General features: G+C 65.0%; 23 protein-coding genes. 10 read left to right on the top strand and 13 right to left on the bottom strand.

The genetic code is table 11. The features are described 5' to 3' along the window. Positions 1-183: 183 nt before the first annotated feature. The 6 genes from CH296_RS05015 to CH296_RS04990 form a co-directional block, all read right to left on the bottom strand. Positions 184-1,065, bottom strand: coding sequence for an MBL fold metallo-hydrolase (locus tag CH296_RS05015; protein WP_094684175.1), 882 nt, complete (start codon positions 1,063-1,065; stop codon positions 184-186). 319 nt (positions 1,066-1,384) lie between these two features. Beyond that, the gene (locus tag CH296_RS05010; RefSeq protein WP_094684174.1) at positions 1,385-2,587 is read right to left on the bottom strand and encodes a serine hydrolase; all 1,203 of its coding nucleotides are present in this window, start codon (positions 2,585-2,587) and stop codon (positions 1,385-1,387) included. Between the two features lie 322 nt (positions 2,588-2,909). Beyond that, positions 2,910-4,415, bottom strand: a complete 1,506-nt coding sequence (locus tag CH296_RS05005; RefSeq protein WP_094684173.1) for a YdiU family protein — start codon at positions 4,413-4,415, stop codon at positions 2,910-2,912. Positions 4,416-4,474: 59 nt separating this feature from the next. Further along, complete coding sequence (locus tag CH296_RS05000; RefSeq protein WP_094630360.1) at positions 4,475-5,296, bottom strand: ABC transporter ATP-binding protein; 822 nt, start codon at positions 5,294-5,296, stop codon at positions 4,475-4,477. Further along, positions 5,293-6,258 carry an iron ABC transporter permease gene (locus CH296_RS04995; protein WP_032396341.1) on the bottom strand — a complete coding sequence of 322 codons (966 nt, stop codon included), beginning with the start codon at positions 6,256-6,258 and terminating at the stop codon, positions 5,293-5,295. Before CH296_RS04995 ends, CH296_RS05000 begins: the two co-directional genes overlap by 4 nt. 92 nt (positions 6,259-6,350) lie before the next feature. After that, the gene (locus CH296_RS04990) at positions 6,351-7,397 is read right to left on the bottom strand and encodes an ABC transporter substrate-binding protein (protein ID WP_094630361.1); all 1,047 of its coding nucleotides are present in this window, start codon (positions 7,395-7,397) and stop codon (positions 6,351-6,353) included. A 164-nt stretch (positions 7,398-7,561) separates the two neighbouring features. On the opposite strand from CH296_RS04990, the gene CH296_RS04985 reads away from it, so the two are divergent. Then, positions 7,562-7,981 (top strand): nitroreductase/quinone reductase family protein, encoded by a 420-nt coding sequence (locus tag CH296_RS04985; protein ID WP_045196834.1) that lies wholly within the window; start codon positions 7,562-7,564, stop codon positions 7,979-7,981. Positions 7,982-8,542: 561 nt separating this feature from the next. Beyond that, complete coding sequence (locus CH296_RS04980; protein ID WP_143546318.1) at positions 8,543-8,998, top strand: nuclear transport factor 2 family protein; 456 nt, start codon at positions 8,543-8,545, stop codon at positions 8,996-8,998. A gap of 48 nt (positions 8,999-9,046) precedes the next feature. Here the strand turns inward: CH296_RS04980 and CH296_RS04975 are convergent, their stop codons facing one another. After that, positions 9,047-9,661, bottom strand: a complete 615-nt coding sequence (locus tag CH296_RS04975) for an NAD(P)H-dependent oxidoreductase (protein WP_094684171.1) — start codon at positions 9,659-9,661, stop codon at positions 9,047-9,049. A 79-nt stretch (positions 9,662-9,740) separates the two neighbouring features. Here CH296_RS04975 and CH296_RS04970 point away from each other — a divergent pair, with 79 nt between their 5' ends. Beyond that, entirely contained in the window at positions 9,741-10,316 is a 576-nt protein-coding gene (locus tag CH296_RS04970) for a TetR/AcrR family transcriptional regulator (protein WP_094630367.1), read from the top strand. An 8-nt stretch (positions 10,317-10,324) separates the two neighbouring features. Here the strand turns inward: CH296_RS04970 and CH296_RS04965 are convergent, their stop codons facing one another. Genes CH296_RS04965 through CH296_RS04955 form a run of 3 tightly spaced genes read right to left on the bottom strand, consistent with a single transcriptional unit; the run spans position 10,325 to position 13,076 of the window. After that, positions 10,325-11,116: an ABC transporter ATP-binding protein gene (locus CH296_RS04965; RefSeq protein WP_032396339.1), complete on the bottom strand. Its 792-nt coding sequence runs from the start codon at positions 11,114-11,116 to the stop codon at positions 10,325-10,327. Continuing rightward, a complete protein-coding gene (locus CH296_RS04960) occupies positions 11,113-12,090 on the bottom strand; it encodes an iron ABC transporter permease (protein ID WP_094630369.1) in 978 nt (325 codons plus the stop codon). The genes CH296_RS04965 and CH296_RS04960 overlap by 4 nt, the downstream gene beginning before the upstream one ends. Beyond that, on the bottom strand, positions 12,087-13,076 hold the full coding sequence (locus CH296_RS04955; RefSeq protein WP_179277630.1) for an iron ABC transporter permease: 990 nt from the start codon (positions 13,074-13,076) through the stop codon (positions 12,087-12,089). The genes CH296_RS04960 and CH296_RS04955 overlap by 4 nt, the downstream gene beginning before the upstream one ends. Positions 13,077-13,107: 31 nt before the next feature. On the opposite strand from CH296_RS04955, the gene CH296_RS04950 reads away from it, so the two are divergent. The 6 genes from CH296_RS04950 (at position 13,108) to CH296_RS04930 (ending at position 18,895) form a co-directional block, all read left to right on the top strand. Continuing rightward, on the top strand, positions 13,108-14,037 hold the full coding sequence (locus CH296_RS04950; protein WP_176459124.1) for an ABC transporter substrate-binding protein: 930 nt from the start codon (positions 13,108-13,110) through the stop codon (positions 14,035-14,037). Between the two features lie 108 nt (positions 14,038-14,145). After that, positions 14,146-14,259, top strand: a complete 114-nt coding sequence (amiA, locus tag CH296_RS29445; protein ID WP_254924168.1) for a streptamidine family RiPP — start codon at positions 14,146-14,148, stop codon at positions 14,257-14,259. Positions 14,260-14,311: 52 nt separating this feature from the next. Next, positions 14,312-14,989: a hypothetical protein gene (locus CH296_RS04945; RefSeq protein WP_094648475.1), complete on the top strand. Its 678-nt coding sequence runs from the start codon at positions 14,312-14,314 to the stop codon at positions 14,987-14,989. Continuing rightward, the gene (locus CH296_RS04940) at positions 14,986-16,317 is read left to right on the top strand and encodes a CocE/NonD family hydrolase (protein ID WP_094684169.1); all 1,332 of its coding nucleotides are present in this window, start codon (positions 14,986-14,988) and stop codon (positions 16,315-16,317) included. The genes CH296_RS04945 and CH296_RS04940 overlap by 4 nt, the downstream gene beginning before the upstream one ends. Continuing rightward, positions 16,314-17,672, top strand: a complete 1,359-nt coding sequence (locus tag CH296_RS04935) for a YcaO-like family protein (RefSeq protein ID WP_094684168.1) — start codon at positions 16,314-16,316, stop codon at positions 17,670-17,672. Before CH296_RS04940 ends, CH296_RS04935 begins: the two co-directional genes overlap by 4 nt. Further along, a complete protein-coding gene (locus CH296_RS04930; RefSeq protein ID WP_179277629.1) occupies positions 17,669-18,895 on the top strand; it encodes an MFS transporter in 1,227 nt (408 codons plus the stop codon). Before CH296_RS04935 ends, CH296_RS04930 begins: the two co-directional genes overlap by 4 nt. Here the strand turns inward: CH296_RS04930 and CH296_RS04925 are convergent. Further along, positions 18,872-19,588, bottom strand: coding sequence for a SagB family peptide dehydrogenase (locus CH296_RS04925; RefSeq protein ID WP_094630376.1), 717 nt, complete (start codon positions 19,586-19,588; stop codon positions 18,872-18,874). The two genes, CH296_RS04930 and CH296_RS04925, sit on opposite strands and share 24 nt — an antisense overlap. Before the next feature lie 71 nt (positions 19,589-19,659). Further along, complete coding sequence (locus CH296_RS04920) at positions 19,660-19,905, bottom strand: hypothetical protein (RefSeq protein ID WP_045196818.1); 246 nt, start codon at positions 19,903-19,905, stop codon at positions 19,660-19,662. 162 nt (positions 19,906-20,067) lie between these two features. Here CH296_RS04920 and CH296_RS04915 point away from each other — a divergent pair, with 162 nt between their 5' ends. After that, the gene (locus CH296_RS04915; RefSeq protein ID WP_094630377.1) at positions 20,068-20,598 is read left to right on the top strand and encodes a hypothetical protein; all 531 of its coding nucleotides are present in this window, start codon (positions 20,068-20,070) and stop codon (positions 20,596-20,598) included. Between the two features lie 31 nt (positions 20,599-20,629). Here the strand turns inward: CH296_RS04915 and CH296_RS29440 are convergent, their stop codons facing one another. Next, positions 20,630-20,758, bottom strand: coding sequence for a hypothetical protein (locus tag CH296_RS29440; RefSeq protein ID WP_254924171.1), 129 nt, complete (start codon positions 20,756-20,758; stop codon positions 20,630-20,632). Between the last annotated feature and the right edge of the window lie 19 nt (positions 20,759-20,777).

Genomic DNA, 20,777 nt, shown 5'->3' with positions numbered 1-20,777 from the left:
GTGTTGGAGGACTGGTGATGGTCGTCGATTTCACGCATGTGCATCTCGGCCCATCGGCGAACAACCGAGAGCGGCCCTTCGAGCGGCAATCCTCACGGCGACAGAGCGACGGTATGTGGCCTGTGATGATCGACGCACAGGCCTTCGCTCGAGCGCGAACGAGAGCGACTTCTCCGTGCAGCGCTACCGTGCCGGAGCGGGAACGAGAACGAATCCCGTTGTGGTGCTCTCTACATGGCCGCCTGTGGGCGGTGTGAAGTGGCTGCCCAGTAGGAGGGTGTTCGTGTCGGCGATGCTGGAGAGGATCAGTTCTCGGGTGCGTCGAGCCAGAAGTGGATCGACGTCGGCACCGCAGCATAGACTCGGGTGGGCGAGCTGCACGGGGTGGTGCATCGAATCCCCTGTGATGAAGGCTGTCTCGCCCGCCGACGAGATCCGCACCGACACATGACCGGGGGTGTGGCCCGGTGTGGGAATCAGTTCGATTCCGTCGGCGATCTCGACCGCCGATTCGGCAGTGACCACATCGAGTTGTCCTGCCTGCCTGATCGGGGTGATGGAGTCCGCGAACATCCGCTCCTGGTCCGCGCTCAACTCCTGGGAAGCCCAGAAGTCCCATTCCGTGCGGGACGTGAGATATCGGGCGCGAGGAAAGGTCGGCTCCCACAGACCCTCTCGCACGGTGGTGTTCCATCCGACGTGATCACGGTGGATGTGGGTAGTGACCACGAGGTCGACCGAATCCGGAGACACTCCTGCGCCGGCCAGCCGCTGGAGGTAATCGGTGTCGAGGTCGTTCCACGCAGGATTTTCCCGGACCTTGCCGTTTCCCACACCGGTGTCGACGATGACGCGTGTATCGGCAATATCGACCACGAAGCTGTGCACGGACACCCGAATCTCGCCGTCCTCGTCGGTGGACGACGGATCGAGCCAAGGTTGAGCGCCGACGAGCTCGGGGGTGGCGTCGGGAAGCAGCCACCGTCCCTGCCCCTCCAACGCAATCTCGTCGACGCGAGTGATGACGACGTCGCCGACCGACCATTGTGTACGGGAAGAAGGCACGACCGGATCCTAACCCCAATGATGCTGCCGGACAGTGCCGATCCACCAACGACCGAACCACTGACTCGGACGGCACCGCTTTACCTGACGTCTGAGCCGGCCGAGCGCGTCGCCTGACGGAGTGTCCGGTTCGGCGGTGTACACGGTCATTCCGCGAGGTCACTCGACCCGGATAGAACCTGCGGGTACGGGGATCGCGAAAGGTACACCTGGCCAGGTCGACCGACGTCCCGTATGTCTGTCGAGATCGGCATACAGGGCGGCGCAGAGACCGTTGTTCGAAACGAGGTCCGGCCGCACACGCTGCCGAAAAAAGGACTCACTTGCCCACTCTGTGCGGTGTCTGAGGCGAGATCGGCAGGCAGGCGAACAGGAGGCATCCTGGCGGGGTGGCGGCGAAGGGGATTCTGGTCGAATGAGATCCCGGGTCCTGCACACTGTCGAACAGGTCACTGGTGTCGAGGAAGCTGGCGGGGTCGATGTCGACGTTGAATGTCGGTCGATACGGGCGCGGCACGATATCCGCGTCCGGTAATGCCGCGGCGAGTGCGTTGAAGAAACTGGAATACAGCTCGCTGTTGACACTTGCACTGAGCACTGTCGCCGGATCCGGCGATACGTCTCCGAAAGCACCGTTCCACGTGACCTGAACGCCAAGACTGGGGATGATGAAATTGTTCTGCTGCAGAAACCCGACCATGGCGTAGGCATCATCGGGCATCGGTCCCATCAGCGGAGCCTCCACGGTCTGCTCGGACGGAAAACTGGGTCCGTGGCATGGTGTTCGGTTCAGCCACACCAAGAATCCGTAGCAGGCGTTCGTCCGGGACGGCTCGCGAAGTGCGGAAACGTAATCGCGGGAGATGATCCGGCGACCGTTCCACGACCCGTCGTTAGCCAACAGCATTCCCAGTCGCGCAAAGTCGTTGGGCGGCATGAACAGGAGTGCAAAGCCGTATGTGTGCCCTGTGCGGTCTCTCGCCCAATGATAGTCGGCCGGTGTGATGCCGATGGGAGAGAACAACTCTCGCTGGGCGAAGGCTTGAAGATCTTCGCCGACGGCGTTCTCGACAACGTAGGCCAACAGGTCCGGCCCGCGTTGAGAGTATGCGAAGTCCTGTCCTGGGGCCGTGACGAACGGCCGAGACAGGGCTTCGGCCGCGACGTCGACGGTCACGTCGAGGCCGCTCGGGATGCCGTCCGACACGATCCCCTGCGCGAGCCCGGAACTTTGGTTCAACAACTGCCGTACCGTGATGCTGCGGTGTGCCGCATCGCCCTGGCCTGGGGGAAGGTACCGGTCGATCGTCGCGTCGACGTCCAGTTCGCCCAAGGTGGTGGCCACACCCGCCAGCATCGACACCACACTTTTCGTCGAGCTCCACAAGTGCCACGGTGTGTTGCCTGTGGCCTCGTTGTATGGGCCTTCCCCGACGAGGCAGTTGTACCGAAACACCTGCACGTTGGTACGCAGGCGTGACGATGCCAATGCCACCGCGTCGGCGAGAGCCCTATCGTCCATCCCAACTTCGGACGGGGTTGCGCGCTCGAAACCGGCTTCCGCGACAGACGGTGCCGAACACGTGCGCGCGGTTCCCTCGACACCAGGAACCGCATGTGCCGAAACGGGAATGCCGACGCCGATCAGAACGACCTAGCACACCGAGAGCACGATCGGAGGCAGGTTTGTCATCGATCGCGCACGAGCACCCCAGGGCCACAGCGTCTGCACGCAACACAGTCTCTCACCGTGGGCCGCACCCGGTGCGGTTTTCGTGAGTTGACGAGGTCGGCAGGCGATGTCCATCACGACGACCCTTGCCGGGGCCTGCAGGTGCAGCGGCTCAGGTGCCGCAGAACGTCCGAAAGCCGGCACTGAAGTTCTCAGGAGCAGGCAGGGCGTAATCCGCCCAGTCATCGTGTCGGTCGAACGGCGATGTGACGACCTCGAGAAGACGCTCGAAGGGCCCGAGATCGCCGGTAGTCGCAGCCTGGAGCGCAGCGTCGACCAGGTGGTTCCGGGGAATGTATGCTGGGTTGACGCGGTCCATACCGTCGGCGACGGATGAAAAGTCCTGTCCCCGAGCCGAAACCGCAGTCCTCCAACTCTCGAGCCAACTCCTGGAGGCGTCGGGTGGGACGAGGGAGTCGAACGGCACCGAGTTTCCGCGTAGGTTCTCGGCGAGGGCGCGGAAAGTCAGGGTCCAGTCGGCGCGGTGATCCGTGAGCAACCGATGCAGATCGTCGACGAGAGCGCCATCGACTGCACCCTCGTCCAGGCCGAGTTTGGCGGCCATCGCGGCGCCGTAGTGCTGTCGGTAGCGATCCCCGTAGGTGTCCAGGACCGCGGTCAGGGCGGTGATCGCGAGATCGGGAGTCGAATTCACCAGTGGCAGTAGTGTTTCGCCGAATCTCGCCAGATTCCACCCGAGAACGGCGGGTTGGTTGCCGTAGGCGTAGCGTCCACCGTGGTCGATGGAGCTGTACACCGTGGCGGGATCGTAGGCGTCCAGAAAGGCACACGGCCCGTAGTCGATGGTCTCGCCGGAAATCGTCGTGTTGTCGGTGTTCATGACGCCGTGCACGAATCCGACCGACATCCATTGTGCGACAAGGGACGCCTGAGCATCGACGACGGCCTGGAAGAATGCGAGGTACCGATCCTCGGGTGCTCGCTCGACGAATTCGGGGTAGTGGCGGGCGATCGCGTAGTCCGCGAGGGTCTGCGCGAGTCCCTCTCTTCGGGCAGCGAACTCGAAGGTGCCCACCCGCAGATGGCTCGACGCGACCCTGGCCAGTACCGCGCCGGGCTGCGGACCTCCCTCTCGCACCACCTGTTCTCCGGTCGTGACGACGGCGAGTGAGCGGGTGGTGGGGATGTGCAGCGCATGCATCGCCTCGCTGATCAGGTACTCGCGCAGCATGGCTGCCACCACCGCACGCCCGTCACCACCGCGCGAGAACGGCGTGGCACCGGAACCCTTGAGATGCAGATCGACCCGACGGCCCTGATCGTCGCGAAGCTCACCGAGCAGCAGCGCTCGGCCGTCCCCCAGCAAGGGCTGGTAGTTGCCGAACTGATGACCCGCGTACGCCATCGCCACGGTGGCGGTCTCGGTCGGAGAAACGGATCCGGACAGCACGCCGGCCCCGTCCGGAGTGCGCAGCGACGCAGGGTCGAGCGCGAGTGACCGGGCCAGGCCGTCGTTGAGGATCAGAACGCGAGGATCCGGTGCGTGGGTGCCCTGCCACGGCAACGTGACGCCGGGGACCTGGTCGGCCAAGGTCGACTCGAACCCGAATGGGGGCAGGCTCGTGGTCGAAACGCCCGGTCCGAAAGATTCGCTCATGGTTCAGGGGTACCACGAATCGTGGCACCCAACCTTCCGGGACTGCAGTCCGACTCCGATCAGCCGCGAGAGCCTGCCGTCACGCGGGTGTTCTGCTCACCCTCGACGGTCTCGTACCCGGCCGCCGCATCGAAACGGATGTGCACCCGTCCGTTCTCGTCGTCCACCGACACCCGCGCCCGCACTCGATACACCTCGGCGATGAGTTCTTCGGTCAGCACGTCCGCAGGTGCGCCACCTGCGACGACCTTGCCGTCCTGGAGCACGAGCACCTCGTCGCAGAACATCGCGGCCAGATTCAGGTCGTGCAGCGCGACGATGCTGGTGATCGGCAGACGGGCGACGAGGGCCAGCAATTCGAGCTGGTGATGGATGTCGAGGTGGTTGGTCGGCTCGTCCAGCAACATCTCGCGAGGCTGCTGGGCGAGTGCGCGTGCAATGTGCGCCCGCTGCTGCTCACCACCGGAGAGCGTGCGCCACAACCGATCCGCTTTGTCGGTGAGTCCGGTCTGCGCGAGCGCGTCGTCCACTGCGTCGTCGTCGAGGTCGCTACCGCCGAACGCCCCGCGATGGGGGATCCGTCCCAGACGCACGACATCGCCGACCGTCACGTCGACGTCCGTGTGCGCGTGCTGTCCGACGACCGCGACGGCGCGAGCGATGTGCTTGCGTTTGAGCGAACCGAGCTCGGCACCGTCCAACTCGACGACGCCTGAGGTGGGCGACGCGGCCCCGGCCAGCAGGTGGAGCAGCGAGGACTTACCGGAACCGTTGGGCCCCAACAGGCCAACCGTTCGGCCGGGTGCCGGGTGCAGCGTCACTCCGTCGACCACGAGTGCGCCGCCGCGCTTCCAGGAGACGTTCGACGCGTGCAGTGTCATCGAATTCCTCTCTTGCGAGCCATGATTGCGATGAAGGCAGGGACGCCGACCAGTGCTGTTCCGACGCCGACCGGCAGTGGGGTCGGGGCGAAGGCGACTCGGGAGACGGCGTCGACCCACACCATGAAGATCGCGCCGATGACGGCAGTGGTGGGCACGAGGCGGCTGTGGTTGGGCCCCACCAACAGTCGCGCCGCGTGCGGAAGAATGAGGCCGACGAAACCGATGGCACCGGCCACGCTGACGAGTGTCGCAGTGATCAGGGCGGTTCCCACGAGCAGTGCCAGGCGCACCTTCTTGACGTCGAAGCCGAGCGAGGACGCCACCGAGTTTCCGAACGCGAATGCGTCGAGCACGTACGCGTAGTAGCAACAGACCACTGCGCCGATACCGGCAACGGTCACACAGAGCACGACGTCGTTCCATCGCACTCCCTCGAACGATCCGAGGAGCCAGAACATCACGCCGCGGGTCTCGTCGGAGTCCGCGAACGCGAAGATCACGAAAGATGTGAGCGCCGAGAACAATTGAGTGGTCGCGACACCGGCGAGGATGACGCGGTCGTTTCCGCTACCGGACATGCGGGCAAGGAAGAGCACCAACCCGAACGCAACGAGCGCACCGATGAACGCGCCGCCCGACAGACCGAGTGCGGCACCGCCGACACCGAGAACGCCGACCACCACGGCTCCCGTCGACGCACCCGAGGACACCCCGAGCACGAACGGATCCGCCAACGGATTGCGCAGAAGCGACTGCATGATGACGCCGCAGATCCCGAGCCCGACGCCACTGGCCGCAGCGACGAGTGCTCGGGGGAGCCGCTCCTCCCAGACGATCGCGTTCTTCGACACTTTCACCGGCACATCGGTGACGCCGAGATGGTTGAGCACCACATCGCGAACGTTGACCAGCGAGATGTTCGCGGGCCCGAGCGTGATGGCGACGAGAACAGACACCACACACAGCACGACACCGCCCAGCAGAGCCAACCCCCAACGCCACAGGTCGGTGTGCGATCGCTGGGCGGTCCGCCGCGGGATGATGGTCGCGGTCAGGACGACAGTCCCAGGTCGCGCAGTCCGGCCGACACCTTCTCGACGCCGTCGACGGCCCGGATCGACGGGTTCATCTCCGCGCCGTGCAGCGAGATGTAGCGCTTGTCGCGGACGGCGGCCATCGTGCTGGTGACGGGGTCGGACTCGAGGAATGCGATCTTGTCGGCGAGCAGGTCACCGGGAAAACGGTTGCGCGCCAGATCCCCGAGGACGAGCACCGTCGGGTCTTTGTCGACCACGGTTTCCCACCCGACTGCGGACCAGTCGTCGTCGATCTCCGTGAACACGTTTGTCGTGCCGACGGAATCGGCCAGTAGGTTGGCCGAACCGCGTGTGCCTGCGACGTAGGGGCTCTTGGTGTCTGCGAACCAGAAGGCCACGGACACATCGGCATTTGCGGTTCGCGCGGTGGCGTCGGCCATGCGGGTCTTCAGTTCTTCGACGAATTCGGCACCGCGCTCGTTGACGTCGAAGATCGCCGCGAGTTCGGTGATCTCCTGGTACAGCGACTCCATGGTGAGCGGCGTCGTCCGGGTGTTGCCCCCGTTGACGCTACGACCGGCGTCGCAGTCGGTGGGTGAAAGATACGTGGCGGCACCGGTTTCGGTGAAGCGCGAACGCTGCGCGACGCCGCCCTGCTCGAAGTGGCGTCCGAACGATGCGGTGACGAGGTCGGGTTCGGTATCGACGACGACCTCGTAGGTGGGGGCATTGTCGGCCAGTCGAGGAACCGCGGCGTTGGCGTCTGCGAGGTTGTCGCGGACCGGATCGGTCCAGGATGCGGTGCCCACCATCCGATCCTGCACACCGAGCGAGAGAAGGATTTCGGTGGAGTTCTGGTCGAGTGACACCACTCGCTGCGGGGCGGAGTCGAAGGTGACCGACTCGCCGCAGTTCTCGATCGTCAGCGGATACGACGTCCCTCCGTCGGTGGTCTCCGCGGTGGCGTCGGAGACCTCCTCGGATGCTCCGCAGGCGACGAGCGATCCGATCAGGGCGGCGGCGGCAGCGAGGGTGCCTGCGCGGCGAGGAACGTTGAGCACGTGGAATGTCCTTCGGGTTCAGACAGCAACGAGCCGCCGGGGATTGCCCGACGGCGGCACACACCGATGTGCGTATGAGCGCAGGCTAACCTTTGTCTTGCGCCGATGGAAATCGTGGCATTCGATCGGGTCCGAAACGACGTGGTGGGCGGCATACTCGTCCTATGGCCGACTTCAACCAGATGATCATCGACGAGTTCCGGAGCAACGGCGGACACGTGTCGACGGCAGGGTTCGGTGATGCGCTCGTCGTGCTGCACTCCATCGGAGCCAAGAGCGGTGAGATCCGGTTGAACCCACTCATGGCGATTCCGGAGGACGACAGCTGGCTGATCGTGGGCTCGGCAGCCGGCTCACCGAAACATCCTGCGTGGGTGCACAACCTGCGTGCACACCCCGCCATCGACGTCGAGGTTCCCGGCGACGGTGCCGTCCGAACCATCGCGGTGACCGTGTCGGAACTCCCCGACGACGAGTGGGACGCGAACTGGCAGAAGTTCTTGGACGCGTCCGAGGGCTTCGCGAAATACGTCGAGACGGCGGAGGGTCGTCGGTTCCCGATCTTTCGGTTGACGCCGGCCTGACTCGATCGCGCCGGTGCGGGCGCGGTGCTGATGTCGATCGCCGCGCTCGCGAAGTGCTCGGTTAAACCCACTTCGCTCGCGGCACAGGGTCACGGCTGCGGAATCTTTGTCGACCTACAGGTGAACAGTCGGTGTGGTTGCGCTCGATTTCGGGGTGCCGGTCTCGGTGGACGCTGTGCCGCCGCGCAGCAGATCTGCTGCCGCACATGCCCGGGGGCACCGGAATTGTCGCGATAACCGTGGTTTCGCGGGTTTCGGATATCGGTTCGGGACCATCGGACCGGAAGGTGCCGAATGGCTTCTGTTGGTGCACAATGCTTGTCGAACTGCACTGCTCGACGACAGGGACGAGATATGCACATTGTCGTGGGAACCACGTGTGTCGCCACAGCGGCGGCTCTTCGTCGGTTCGTGTCGCAGGCGTCTGCGCCGTTCGTCGACAGCTCGCGAAACATGATCATCTGCCGAACGTGACCGGCACCGGCACCAGACAGCGTGCTTCCCCTCGGTCGACCCGCGAACAATCGTCGCGGACAATACTGCAACACAGAAGGATTCGACGTGGCCGCAACCGTGGAGCAAGCCTCCTATGTCTTTCGTGAGTGGCACAAGCGCATCGGGGATCGAGACGCGCCCGCTCTGTCCGAGTTGTACGCCGCAGGTGCGGTTCTCGAAAGCCCCTTGGTTCCGGTGCTGTTCGATCTGCGATCCGGAATAATCGAAGGACGAATCGCACTCGACAGCTTTCTGCAGGAGACCACGCGCCGGCGATCCGACGAGAACGAATCGCCGTCGCCGGACCGCGTGGGCATCTACACGTTCGACGGGCACCGTCTGGTCTGGGAACACCCGCGCCAGACGGCGAACGGCGACAAACTCGATCTCGTCGAGATCGTGGAGCTCGACGGACCCCTCATCTCGAGACATCGAATCTATTGGGACTGGCACTGCATCGGGCGCATCGATCCCGCCGAACGACCTCGGGTCACTCGACGGGATCGAATCGGTCGGAGCTGACGGTGCACTGCGCCGCACGTCGGCGGTGCTCTTCGGGCGCGGCCCTGCTCAGTGGGTGAGGGCCTTCTCGCGGTCGGCAATCCGGGCCGCCAGGGAGGTCGCGAGATCGGCGACCTCCGCAGAGAGAGCGTCGGGGGTCTTGGTATCGGTTTCGTGCAGGAAAGTCGTCGATCCCACTGTGGCACCGCAGTATTCGACGATACCGCGTTCGATCTGCGTCCGGAACGCGTCGTACACGCCGTGGCGCTCGAAGCTGTCGGCGTCGTCGCCGGCAAGGGAGACCAGGTGGACGGTGAGTCGATCCAGCTTCTTGACGATGCCGTAGTCGGCAGTGAGATCGTAGGCCCACCCGCTGACGAAGACGCGATCGATCCACCCTTTCAGCAGTGCAGGCATGGACCACCAGTACATCGGGAAGACCAGAACCAGGTGATCGGCGCGGTCTATCCGTTCCTGTTCGGCAATCACGTCCGCAGGCGCGATGCCGTTGCCCCGAAACAGATTCAGGTCCTCACCGGCGAACCGTGGGTCGAAATTCTCCGCGGCGAGATCGGCCGTCTCGACGGTGTCACCTGCAGTGCGGATTGCGTCGGTCACGGATCGAGCGACGTGGTGGGTCAGTGAGTCGGGGTCGGAATGGGAGACTACGACGAGTGCGGTCATGGCTGGTTCCTTCTGCGAGGCGAAACGGCTATGTACCAACAGTAGGTTACTATTCGTATATAGCGCAAGGAGGTGCCCGATGGCCCGGACGCGACTGTCTCGCTCCGACCGATACGACCAGTTGGTGGCGGTCTCCTGGGCTCTCGTGCGAGCGGAGGGGGCCGACGCTCTGACGCTCGGCCGACTCGCCGAACATGCCGGCGTCGCAAAACCCGTGGTGTACAGCCACTTCGCCTCGCGTGCAGAACTGTTGGCCGCACTGTTCACAGAATTCGACGACCGACAAACGGTCATGCTCGAGGAATCGCTCCGATCCGCGCCCGACTCGTTGAACGGACGCGCACAGGCCATCGCCGACTCGTACGTCGGCTGCGCGTTGGCGCAGGGGCGTGAGCTGACGGGTGTGCTGGCGGCACTGGAGGGCTCGCCCGAACTCGAACAGGTCAAGAGAACGGCCGAACGGGCGTACTCCGAACGATGCCGGTCGATTCTCGACCCGTACAGCGGATCCGGGGGTATCTCGGCACCGTCGATCACCGCTATCTTCGGTGCAGCGGAGGCGCTCTCTCAGGCGGCGGTATCCGGCACTCTCGCACCGGAGGACGCGACCGATGAATTGACCGAGTTGATCATCGCCGTCGTGGGAAAGCTCTGACCCGCAGCTCACTCGGCGATGAACATCGGCCTACCGACAACCGGGTCGGCCACCACTCGGGCGCGGATCTCGAATACGTCTTCGAGCAGCGTCGGTGTCACGATGTCGCGCGGATGACCGTCGGCGACGATGACACCATCGCGCATGGCCACGATTCGATCGCAATACCGCGCTGCTTGATTGAGATCGTGCAGCACCATCACGACGGTCTTCCCCCGATTCGCGACCAGATCGACGACCAGCTCCATCACATCGATCTGATGACGCACGTCGAGGTACGTGGTGGGTTCGTCCAGTAGCAGTACTTCGGTTTCCTGCGCCAAAGCCATTGCTATCCACGTACGTTGACGCTCCCCGCCGGAGAGCGAATCGACAGTTCGGTCGGCGAGGTGGAGGATTCCGGTCGAGGACATCGCTGTGTGCATGGCCTCGTCGTCGTGCCGTCTGAGCATCGACAGGGCACCGAGCCTCGGGTATCGACCCTGTTCGACGAGCTCTCGGACACGCAGCCCCTGCGGTGCGATTGCGGTCTGGGGCAGGATCGCGAGTCGTCGGGCTGTCTCGATCGACGACCGATCACGAAGAGGGGTGCCGTCCAGCCGTATCTGTCCGTGCCGAGGAGCCAAGACCCTGGCCAAGGCCATCAGCAACGTCGACTTGCCCGATCCGTTGGGGCCGACCAACGCGGTGACCGTTCCCTTCTCGATAGCGATGTCGAGGTGCTCCGAGACCGTCCGATTGCGATACCCGAGCCCGAGGTCGACGGCCTCGAGAATCGGTGTGGTGACGTAGCCCGTCATCGGGCGTCCTTTCTGATCAGCCAGATGAGATAGGGAGCGCCGACGAGTGCCGTCACGGCCCCGACCGGAAGCCCTGATACATCCGGTCCGCTGCCTGGGATGTCGATCGACGCACTGAAGGCGAGTAGGTCTGCGGAGGACAGCAACACGGCACCGCCGATCACGCTGACCGGAATCAATACTCTGTGGTCGCCGCCGAGCGCGGCCCGCGCGGCGTGAGGCGCGATCAAACCGACGAACGCGACGGCACCCGCGGCCGTGACGGCCGTTGCCGTTGCCAGTACCGCGATGGCGAGCAGCAACATTCGAGTCCTGTGGGGGCGAATCCCGAGGCCGGTGGACGTCGCGTCGCCCAGCACGAGCGCATTGGCGAGTGACGCACATAGAAGCCCGGCCGGTATCAAAATGATTGCCCAGGGCCACAGTCGATTCCAATCGTCGATAGTCCTGGCATTGAGAGAGCCGATCAGCCAGCGAAGGACCACCCCCATCGGTTGGGCATCGACGACGAGCAGCAGTGACGTCACCGCGGACAGGACAGCGCCGATCAGGATTCCTGCGACCGCCAGGGAGCGTCGGCCCAGGAGGTACAGAGCCAGTCCGGCGCCTGCGGCACCGAGTAGTGACGCCAGGGGCGCGGCACCGGAGGCAGGTAGCACCAGAATCGACAACACAACGCCCAGTGCCGCACCGGATCCCACGCCCGTGGTCGACGGTTCGGCCAGGGGATTGCGCATGACCGCTTGCAGCAACACGCCGGCCAGTGCCAGGAGTGCGCCGGCGACCAATCCGACGAGCACCCGTGGAAGGCGGTAGTTCCGGACGATGATCTCGTGTGCCCGTACCTCCGACGTGCCGGTCAGTACTCTGATCACCTCGGCCGCTCCGAGTTCGCTGCGCCCCGAGACGAGGTGAAGTATCACCAGGCCGGCGACGCACGTCATCGCGATCACCACGAGGTGACGAGCCTTCATCGCGTGGCGGCCTGTCTGTGCAGAGCGATCAGCAGTACCGGAACCCCGAGAAGAGTCGTCGTGATGCCTACGGGAATCTCGATCGGATACAGCATGATTCGCGACGCCAGATCGGCGGCAGCGAGCAGGAATGCGCCGATGACGGGCGTGAGCAGAAATACCCGCCGCGAACTGCTCGTGTGCAGAGCCCACCGAGCCAGATGTGGGGACAGCAACGCGACGTAGGCAACCGGACCGCACACCGATGCCACTGCGGCGGTGAGCGCAGCGGCACACACCAGTGCGATCAGCCGGGTCGGTACCACGGAGATGCCAAGTCCCGCAGCCACATCGTCGCCGAGTGCAAGGGCAGCGACCCGATGCCGCATGAGCAGAGCGAGCGGGATGAAGACGGCGAGCCAGGGTGCCGCGACACCGAGATGGGTCCACCCCCGCTCACCGAGACTGCCGAGCAGATACCGAAAGAGCAGTGGCAGGTTCCCTTCGGTGCCCAGGCTGACCAGCGCGATGACCAGTCCCGACGCGAGAGCGCTGACCGCAGCGCCGAGCAGTACCACTCGGTGCGGGTCGCTGGTCGGTCCGACGGTGGTGATCACCGCGATGCTGGCGACAGCTGCGCCGCACAATGCCAGATAGGGAAGAGCTGTGAGCGGCAACGGAATGGCAAACACGGCAACGGCCGTCATCGCGACAGCTGCACCGGAGGACACGCCGAGAATCTCCGGACCGGCAATCCTGTTGCGCAGTACATCCTGCATCAATGCGCCAGCCAGGCCGAGGGCCGCACCGCTCACCAGGCCCAACAGCACACGCGGCAGTCGAACGAGCGCAACGTGCCGATGGAGGGCATTCGACGGGTCGAGCACGGCGTGCAGCGCGCGCGCCGGATCGAGAGTCGGCTCACCCAGGCACAGGGCCAGCACCATCACGGCGACGCAGGCGCAGGTACCCGCAGCGTGGACCCCTTTATCGGTAATGGTTATCATTTCGGACACATCATTCTGCAAAGGAGTTCCCATGCGCAAGTTGTCCGGCTCTTCTCGATCGTTCGGCGCACTCGCACTCTCGGTGTTCGCGCTCGCAGCCTGCGGTACTGCCGATGCGGGCGACGTCGACGCGGCATCTGCGGTCACGGTCACCGACGACAGCGGGACGGTGATCGAGCTCGATGCACCCGTCGAGCGAATCGCGTGTCTGACGCTCATGTGTGTCGACGCGTTGAAGGAGGTGGGCATGACCCCCGTCGCCTACCGTGAGGAACTTGCGGCCGATCCCCGCTATGCCGGCCCGGATGCCGACATGCGCAAGATCACGGGCGGATTCGGTGAAGAGAACGTCGAGGACATCGCGCTCTCGGAACCGGACCTCGTCATCGGACTCGGGGGAGTGCAGGACGGGTTGCGCGGTGCCGTCGAGGAAGTGGCACCGATGTACCTGGTGAACCCGACATCCTGGCGGGATTCGGTCGAATTCCTTCGCACCATAGGCCGTGTGACGGACCGGCAGCAGGAGGCGGACGCCGCTGCAGAGGCGTTCACCGCCGAGGTCGACGCGGCCGCGGGGAAGTGGAGTGGCCTCACGACGCTGTCGATGTACGGCGAACCGGGCAGTCTCGGAGTCGATTCCGTCGACACCCCCGTCGGCTCGCTTCTCGCGGAGGTCAGTGACTATCCGTGGCAGGCGGGAACCGATGCCTTCGCGACGGTATCGGTGGAGCAGATCGCGTCGGTGGATCCAGATGTGGTGTTCGCGCAGGCGTTTTCATCGGGCTCCGACAATGAGCCTCTCTCGGACCGGCTGGCGAGCAATCCGTTGTGGTCGGGTGTGGCGGCGGCCCGCAACGATCGGGTGATCGAGGTGGACGCCGGAGTATGGGCGACAGGGCGCGGAACGATCTCGTTGCGCATGGTGCTCGCCACTGTGACCGATGAGCTCGAAAGCTTGTAGTCCTTATTGAAAATCATTATCACTTGACGTAGGGTTGGACACCTCGACGATGTCGAGTCCATGGATCGGTTGCACCGCAACCGATTTGCCCATCGAAGAAGGAGAACCATGAACGACAACGAGCTGTTCCGTTCGATCCAGTCACCGGTATCCCTGGCGACGCACTCCGCGGGCCACAGCAACGCCCTGGTCGAGAATCCCTTCGAGGAAGCCGAGGACTGATCTCGGTGGGGTCTGCACACCACGATGTGCAGGCCCCGGCCGGGCCGTCGCCATGAAACTTGCACCCAGAACCGAACTGTACGAATCCGATTCGGGATTCGTGCTCCGCACCGCCGACGACGAACACTTCGCTCTTGCGCTCGACCGCGACGAATTCGACCAACTGGCACAAGCTTTGGCCGGCTCCGTGGCACCGGTGTCCGCGAAACCGAAGACGGCGCTGTCCGCGCTACTCACCGCAGGCCATGTCGTTCCCGATTCGTCGACCGAGGAGGTTGCGGTGCTCGGCTGCGGCTCTGTCGCGGCTGCGCTGGTGGGAATGCTGGGACGCGTCGGTAAGTCCACAGGGCATGCGGCGACTCGATCGATCTCCGTGAGTGACGACGGCGTCGAGTTTCTGGGGTCCGGTGGGTCGATCTCTTGTTTCCGTGACGGTAATCGTTACGTCGTTGTGCCCGAAGGGGTCCGGCTGACCGATGTGACGATGCGGCGCGCCGCCTCCCGTCGGAACAGGCAACGAATCGAGGACGGCTACGCCCCTCGCGCCGGCGGGCTGCGTCTGATCTCGTCGATCCATCCGGTGTCCGACGCGGCGGCCGAATTCGTGGCGGCTCAGGTTCTGGCGGAGGTCATCGATCCCACGGCCGACCATTGCGTGACGGCGATCGACCTCCGTACGCTCCGGGTGACTCGGCACCCGATTCTGCCTGTACCGGAACCGCCTCGATGACGGGGCGCGAGTACATGATCGGGGGACTTCGTACCTTCGTCGTGAAGGCGCGGAGTCCGCGTGCTGTGCTGTCGATTCGCACTCCGTACAACAGCGAAGCTCACCTCGCCGAGGCTGCGGGCTGGGCCGCGCGCGGATTCACCACCGTCGTCCAGGACGTGCGCGGCCGATACGGCTCCACCGGGTCGTTTCACCCGTATCACGGTGAAGGGGCCGACGGCTTGGCCTGCATCGAGTGGATCACCGCACAAGCGTGGTGGTCGCAGGCCCCCTTCCTGTTCCTCTACGGCACGTCCTACGGAGCGCACTGTGCCACCGAAACGGCTCTCGCTGCAGCTGAAGTCGAGGGAATTGCCGGCGTATCGGTCGTCGTGCCCGCTCTGGGGATGGGGGAGACGGCGCGAAATCGAGACCGGGCCTTCTACCTGCAGTCGCGCCTCGGCTGGTGGTGCGAGCACGGCGATGCTGCCCACTCTCGCGAGAGTTCGGCATCGGCGGATCTGCTGGAGACGCTGCCGGTGTCCGACATCGGAGGCTCGTCGAGCCCCCCGATACCTTCGTGGCTCTCGGTCCTGGAGGCCGGCAGGTCGGATGCGGAACGCAGGAACCACGCCGCAGCACTACACTGTCCGCTGCTGGCGCAGGGTGGGACTGCGGACTGGTTCGGCCAGGACACCGTCGACCTCTGGTCGTCGTGGGGTGGCCCGTCGGCACTCGCCCTCGGACCGTGGGATCACTCGATGCGGGGGTCGGGTCGCGCCGAGCGCATGAGCGCATGGCTGGGTGCGGCGCTCGACGGTCGGCCGTGGACCGGAGCGCAGCTGTACGGACACCCCGGTGGTCCGTTGCGGCTGGAGACGTGGCCCACTGCCCGAGCGACGATCGAGCTGCCCGGTGGCAGCTTCGTCGCAGATCCTCTGCAGCCCTTCCCTTCCTGTACACCCAGCACCGATGTTCGTGGACTGGCGACACGCTCGGATTGCCTTGCCCGTCCGGTGCCGTGGCGAGCCGGAGCCGTTGTCGGAACTCCCGTGGTGCGCGTCGACAGCGGCGACTGCGACCGGCACTGGGGCGCGATACTCGTCGCCCACCGGCGCGGCGGCGAGGTGGAGCAACTGACTCACGGCATGTCCCTCGACTCCGTCGTGCATCTCGCGCCGCTGTCCACACACATTCACGAGGGAGAGGAACTGACACTGATGATCTCGGCCCACGCCTTCCCGCGATATGCCCGCGATCTGCACACCGACGACGATCATCTGTACGGAACCCGAGCGGTGCCGATGCAACGTACCGTGCGCGGCATCGAGTTGGAGATGCCTGTATGAGCGATGTCTCCTTCCGCGTAGACGATCTGGTCGACCCCTTCACCGGATTGATCCGTGCGCTGCATCCGGTCGAGAGGCTCGACGGGATGCCGGAACGGTACGTCGGACTGACGGCGGAGATCGCCGATACCCGTGCGCTCGGACAGTGGCCGTGCGACTTGGTGTCGCTCGGTACCACCTTCGCGGATCCCGCAGGGGCCCGTATTGCGGCGATCGGCGAGGCAGTGGAACGGTACTGCGGAAACTACGTACCGAACACGCTGCGCTACGCAACTCCCGCAGAACTGCGCGCCGAGGGTGTTCGCCATTGGGGGATCGAGACATTCGAGTTCTTCGCGCCCTGGCAGCTGAACTCTGAAGGCTTTCCGTTCGAGCGTTTCACCGAGAACTCACGAGTCGCCTGGGTCGACGGGACATCGGACGACGGGGCGTGTGTCGCAGTTCCGGCCTCGTACGTGTACCTCAACTGGCGCGGCGGATCTCGCAGGAAGGACCCGTGGATTCATCATCTGAACTACGCCGGCATCGCCACCGGACAGGGGCTCGACGACGCGGCCACACGTGGACTGCTCGAGCTCGTGGAGCGAGATTCGCTGTCGCTCTGGTGGCACTTGAACCTGCCTGCGCGGGGTATAGATCCGGCATCGGTGCCTGGACTCACGGCAGACCTCGGCGATTCACGACTGCGGTGTCATCTCCTCGAGCTGCCATCGTACTTCGGAGTTCCGGTGGTAGCGGCCGTTGTTCACGATCTCGAACTCGGAATCGTCGCAGGCGGCTTCTCGGCGAAGCTGGACCCGGTCGAGACGGCACGCAAGGCCGTTCTCGAAGCGATCCACAGTTGGGTCTTCACCCGAGGGCTGGTCGAGGCAGACGGCTGGGTGTTCGGGTCGATGCGCGCCGGGGTGCTGTCGCCGGGTCTCTACCTGGACCACCGCGTCGATCGCAGCTACCTCGATGCCGCTGGAGCGCGCAGTGAACACGTCCGCGACCTGGGCGCACAAGCCCAGGTATGGCTCGATCCCCGTACTCAGGCCGCGTATCTTCCCCGCTTCACGAATCCGGCGGAGACGGTATCGATAGACGAGCTTCCCCGCGGCACCGCCGACGGTATGCGGAGCGCGCTCGCGGTAGCGGGCCACGAGGTGGTCGTCTGCGACATCACCACCTCGGACGTGGCGTCGACGCCACTGAGGGTGGCCCGGGTCTGTGCCTCTGGCTTGATTCCCAACGCCCCGGCCGCATTTCCCTACTTCGGGCTACCCCGATGGCGCGACATCGCTCGGCAGCACGCGCCCGATTGCGACCCGACCGATCCGAACACACTGCTGCTGGCTCCGCCTCCGAGCCTGTGACCGCCTTTCGACGCTTCGTCCTTGCGCGTGCAGTCGCCTGGATCGGCAACGCGATGTCCATGGTGGCCGTGCCGATGCTGGTCTATCAGCTGAGCGGCTCGCCGCTCCTCTCCGGTGTCGCCTTCGCAGTGGAGTCGTTGCCCTACCTGATGTTCGGACTGATCGCAGGTGCGCTCGCCGACAGGTACGACCGGCGCGCAGTCCTGCTCGCCGCTCAACTCGGCAGTGCTATGGCTCTGGCCAGTATTCCGGCGGCCCACATGATCGCGTCGGTGACCGTTGCACACCTGATGATCGTTGCGTTCGCCGTGTCGACGCTGTTCGTCTTCTTCGATGCAGCGTCCTTCGGCGTCGTACCGGCCTTGGTGGGACGCCATCGAATCGCGGACGCGACAGGCACACTGGTCAGCGTCGGGACGGTGATCGGGATCGCGGGCCCGTTGCTCGGTGGTATCGCCGCGACGACGCTGGGGCCGCCGGGTGCCATCGCGATCGACGCACTGTGCTTTCTCGTCGCGACGGTGGTCACCTCGACGATCGCGATACCCGTGAGCGCCGCGTCGGCTCGGGGCGGTTCCGATCTCGGCAGGTCGATCGTCGAGGGTGTGGCATTCATTCGGCGGCACCGCGTGGTGCGGGCACTGACCGCGGTCGGCGTCGGGGTGAGCACCGCCAACGGTGTGGTGGTGGGACTGATGGTGGTCGTCGGCGTTCGGCAGCTCGGTCTCGCCGCCGAGGATGCGAGAATCGGATCACTTTATGCAGCAACGGCTCTCGGAGCATTCCTCATCAGTCTGGTCAGTGCACGAATTCAACGGGTGCTCGGGACCGGCGTGATCACGTGCCTCGGCTTGGTGGTGGCCTTCCTGTCGATGCTGGCGTGGTCCGTCACGGGCGCACTCGCTGTGTCTCTACTGCTCCTGATCGTCTATCAGGCCGCCAACACCATGATCGTCGTCAACGGCATCGTGGTTCGTCAGTCCGTCACGCCCGACCACCTGCAGTCCCGGGTGAACACCACGGCGCGGATGATCGCGATGGGTGGAACTCCCTTCGGAGCTGCGGCAGGCGGCGCCGTTGCCGATATGTTCGGCGTGACCGCGGCCGTCGTGCTCGGAGCGGGCGCGCTCGCTCTTGCGGGGGCGGTAGCCCTGCGGCTCGGGGTGCCGCGGCTACCGTTGCTCGCCGTCCTCGCCGAGTCAGCCGAGCGCGAAAGCCAGTAACGGAACGGACAGTCGGTCCAGGCGGAGCAAGTGCGAGAGCTCTTCGTCGTAGAAGCCCGAGATTGCACAGCACGCCGATTCGAGTGCAGTCGCGACCAAATACAGGTTCTGTGCGGCGATGCCGGCGTCGATGTGAAGGGTGCGATAGTGGCGTTCGCTGTATTTGATCAGGGTTCGGTCGAGGCGTCCGACGAGAATCACGACGAAGGGTGCCCGCTGCGCGAATTGTGGCTGCACGAGGCATGATTCGAGTGCGTCGACGCACGGTCCGGTGCCGGTTCTGCTCAGAACGTGTCGATGTGGATCGAAAAGGTAGGTCCCCGGACCGATCTCACCTGTACCGCGGAGGACCACGAGATGAAGGTCGATCGAATCGAGACCGCCTGCCGTCGGATTCATCCGGAAGGTGTGTGGCCTGCCGTCCGGCCGCTCGGTAGTTCGACCGGGCCCCGCTGCCGACCGGAGAAGAGTCGAGAGCCGCAGCGCGTCCATGTCCGCGAATCGGTAGTGCGACCGGCGGTCGCGCAGTGCTGTGCGGAGCGGCATCGGTGGGAGTGGCGGCGGCGACGGCAGAACACATGTCCCGTTGGCTGCGGGGACGGTCGGAAGGCCCGATCCGGTGCCGCGATCGACGAGGCGTCGGTGCACATCATGGACGCGCGCAACCGTGGAATCGAACGAATCTTCGGCCATGGAGCTGGACCCTAATCCAATACGGTAATCAGTGTCGATAAGGCGTCGAATGTTTCGATCGGCGGCCGTTCCTACGGGCGGTGCACGGCGGGGAATCGGTTGCGCAACGCATCGAGCTGGCGGTGCAGCTCGTAGAGCGACTGCTTCTGAGTCTGCGCTTCGTCGCTGTGCCACACGTGGCTGCGGGAATCGCCGACGCGCAGGGCTTTGCGGGCGAGTTGCTCGGAGTCCTCGATGCGACTCGACGCGGCCGCGATCTCGGCGGTCAGCATGTCGGCGAACACCCTCGCCTGAGCCGCGTCCGAATTCTCTGCCATGTGCGACCACTCTCGATCTCGCGGCTCGACCGTTGATCGTTCGAGTACCGATGATCAGGATAACCAACTGTAAAAAGACCGCTGGACCGGCTTTGGTGTAACGGGAGCGTCGCTGCCGTGCCCGAACTACTACTCGGTGTAGTCGGTAGTAAGCTCCCGTCCATGTCCGAGCCGACGGAAGGATTCGCGCCTCTGCGCGGTGCCTCCGTGGGCGGACTCTCGGCGCTGGTCACCGCCTGGGCGCACACCGTCGGCGGCGGGATGGCCCCGTCCGATGCGTCGATCGTGCTGCTGGCGCTGGTGTGCTCGGCCGTCGGATACGCAACCGCGGTGGCACCGACGGGGGCTGCACCGCGCACTCGACTGCTGGTCGTTCTCGCTGCGGCCCAGTCGATCGGCCATCTACTGCTCACCGTCGTCGACAGTCACCATCACGGTCCCATGATCACCGAGCAGATGTTCGCGGCCCACGTGGTCGCCATCCTGGTCGGTGCCCTGGCCATCAGGGGTGCAGAACTCGGCATCCGACGCGCGGTGACCTCGCTGGGCAGGGCTCTCCCACTACTGGCCGCCCTCGTCGTCGACGACAAGCGCATCGCCCCGCCACTGCCGGTGTACCGGATTCCGGGATCACCGCGACTTCTCGATCTTTCTGGCTGCGGAAACCGCGGGCCACCGGCTCGAACTGCCTGAGCACAACCCACCGTCACACCCTCCCTGCTCGTCAGGCGTCGGGTAGTGCGTTGTTGCCGCATTCGATCCTGTACTTCGCACTGTCGTCGATTCGCGCCGTCCGCGCACGGCTCGATCCGTCGTGCGATGCCACCTCGCGCACATCCGCGCGCCCAGTCATGCCTTCACGAAAGAAGTCC

The sequence above is a fragment of the Rhodococcus sp. 14-2496-1d genome (genome assembly GCF_002259365.1).
Classification (GTDB): domain Bacteria; phylum Actinomycetota; class Actinomycetes; order Mycobacteriales; family Mycobacteriaceae; genus Rhodococcoides.
This window is presented reverse-complemented; position numbering and strand designations above follow the sequence as displayed.

What these genes read in the sequence shown, in the direction of transcription:
- CH296_RS05010 (WP_094684174.1), bottom strand. Translation starts at nt 2,587, where the DNA reads ATGGACGATAGGGCTCTCGCCGACGCGGTGGCATTGGCATCGTCACGC.
- CH296_RS05005 (WP_094684173.1), bottom strand. Translation starts at nt 4,415, where the DNA reads ATGAGCGAATCTTTCGGACCGGGCGTTTCGACCACGAGCCTGCCCCCA.
- CH296_RS05000 (WP_094630360.1), bottom strand. Translation starts at nt 5,296, where the DNA reads ATGACACTGCACGCGTCGAACGTCTCCTGGAAGCGCGGCGGCGCACTC.
- CH296_RS04985 (WP_045196834.1), top strand. Translation starts at nt 7,562, where the DNA reads ATGGCCGACTTCAACCAGATGATCATCGACGAGTTCCGGAGCAACGGC.
- CH296_RS04975 (WP_094684171.1), bottom strand. Translation starts at nt 9,661, where the DNA reads ATGACCGCACTCGTCGTAGTCTCCCATTCCGACCCCGACTCACTGACC.
- CH296_RS04970 (WP_094630367.1), top strand. Translation starts at nt 9,741, where the DNA reads ATGGCCCGGACGCGACTGTCTCGCTCCGACCGATACGACCAGTTGGTG.
- CH296_RS04965 (WP_032396339.1), bottom strand. Translation starts at nt 11,116, where the DNA reads ATGACGGGCTACGTCACCACACCGATTCTCGAGGCCGTCGACCTCGGG.
- CH296_RS04960 (WP_094630369.1), bottom strand. Translation starts at nt 12,090, where the DNA reads ATGAAGGCTCGTCACCTCGTGGTGATCGCGATGACGTGCGTCGCCGGC.
- CH296_RS04955 (WP_179277630.1), bottom strand. Translation starts at nt 13,076, where the DNA reads ATGATAACCATTACCGATAAAGGGGTCCACGCTGCGGGTACCTGCGCC.
- CH296_RS04950 (WP_176459124.1), top strand. Translation starts at nt 13,108, where the DNA reads ATGCGCAAGTTGTCCGGCTCTTCTCGATCGTTCGGCGCACTCGCACTC.
- amiA (WP_254924168.1), top strand. Translation starts at nt 14,146, where the DNA reads ATGAACGACAACGAGCTGTTCCGTTCGATCCAGTCACCGGTATCCCTG.
- CH296_RS04945 (WP_094648475.1), top strand. Translation starts at nt 14,312, where the DNA reads ATGAAACTTGCACCCAGAACCGAACTGTACGAATCCGATTCGGGATTC.
- CH296_RS04940 (WP_094684169.1), top strand. Translation starts at nt 14,986, where the DNA reads ATGACGGGGCGCGAGTACATGATCGGGGGACTTCGTACCTTCGTCGTG.
- CH296_RS04935 (WP_094684168.1), top strand. Translation starts at nt 16,314, where the DNA reads ATGAGCGATGTCTCCTTCCGCGTAGACGATCTGGTCGACCCCTTCACC.
- CH296_RS04925 (WP_094630376.1), bottom strand. Translation starts at nt 19,588, where the DNA reads ATGGCCGAAGATTCGTTCGATTCCACGGTTGCGCGCGTCCATGATGTG.
- CH296_RS04920 (WP_045196818.1), bottom strand. Translation starts at nt 19,905, where the DNA reads ATGGCAGAGAATTCGGACGCGGCTCAGGCGAGGGTGTTCGCCGACATG.
- CH296_RS04915 (WP_094630377.1), top strand. Translation starts at nt 20,068, where the DNA reads ATGTCCGAGCCGACGGAAGGATTCGCGCCTCTGCGCGGTGCCTCCGTG.
- CH296_RS29440 (WP_254924171.1), bottom strand. Translation starts at nt 20,758, where the DNA reads ATGACTGGGCGCGCGGATGTGCGCGAGGTGGCATCGCACGACGGATCG.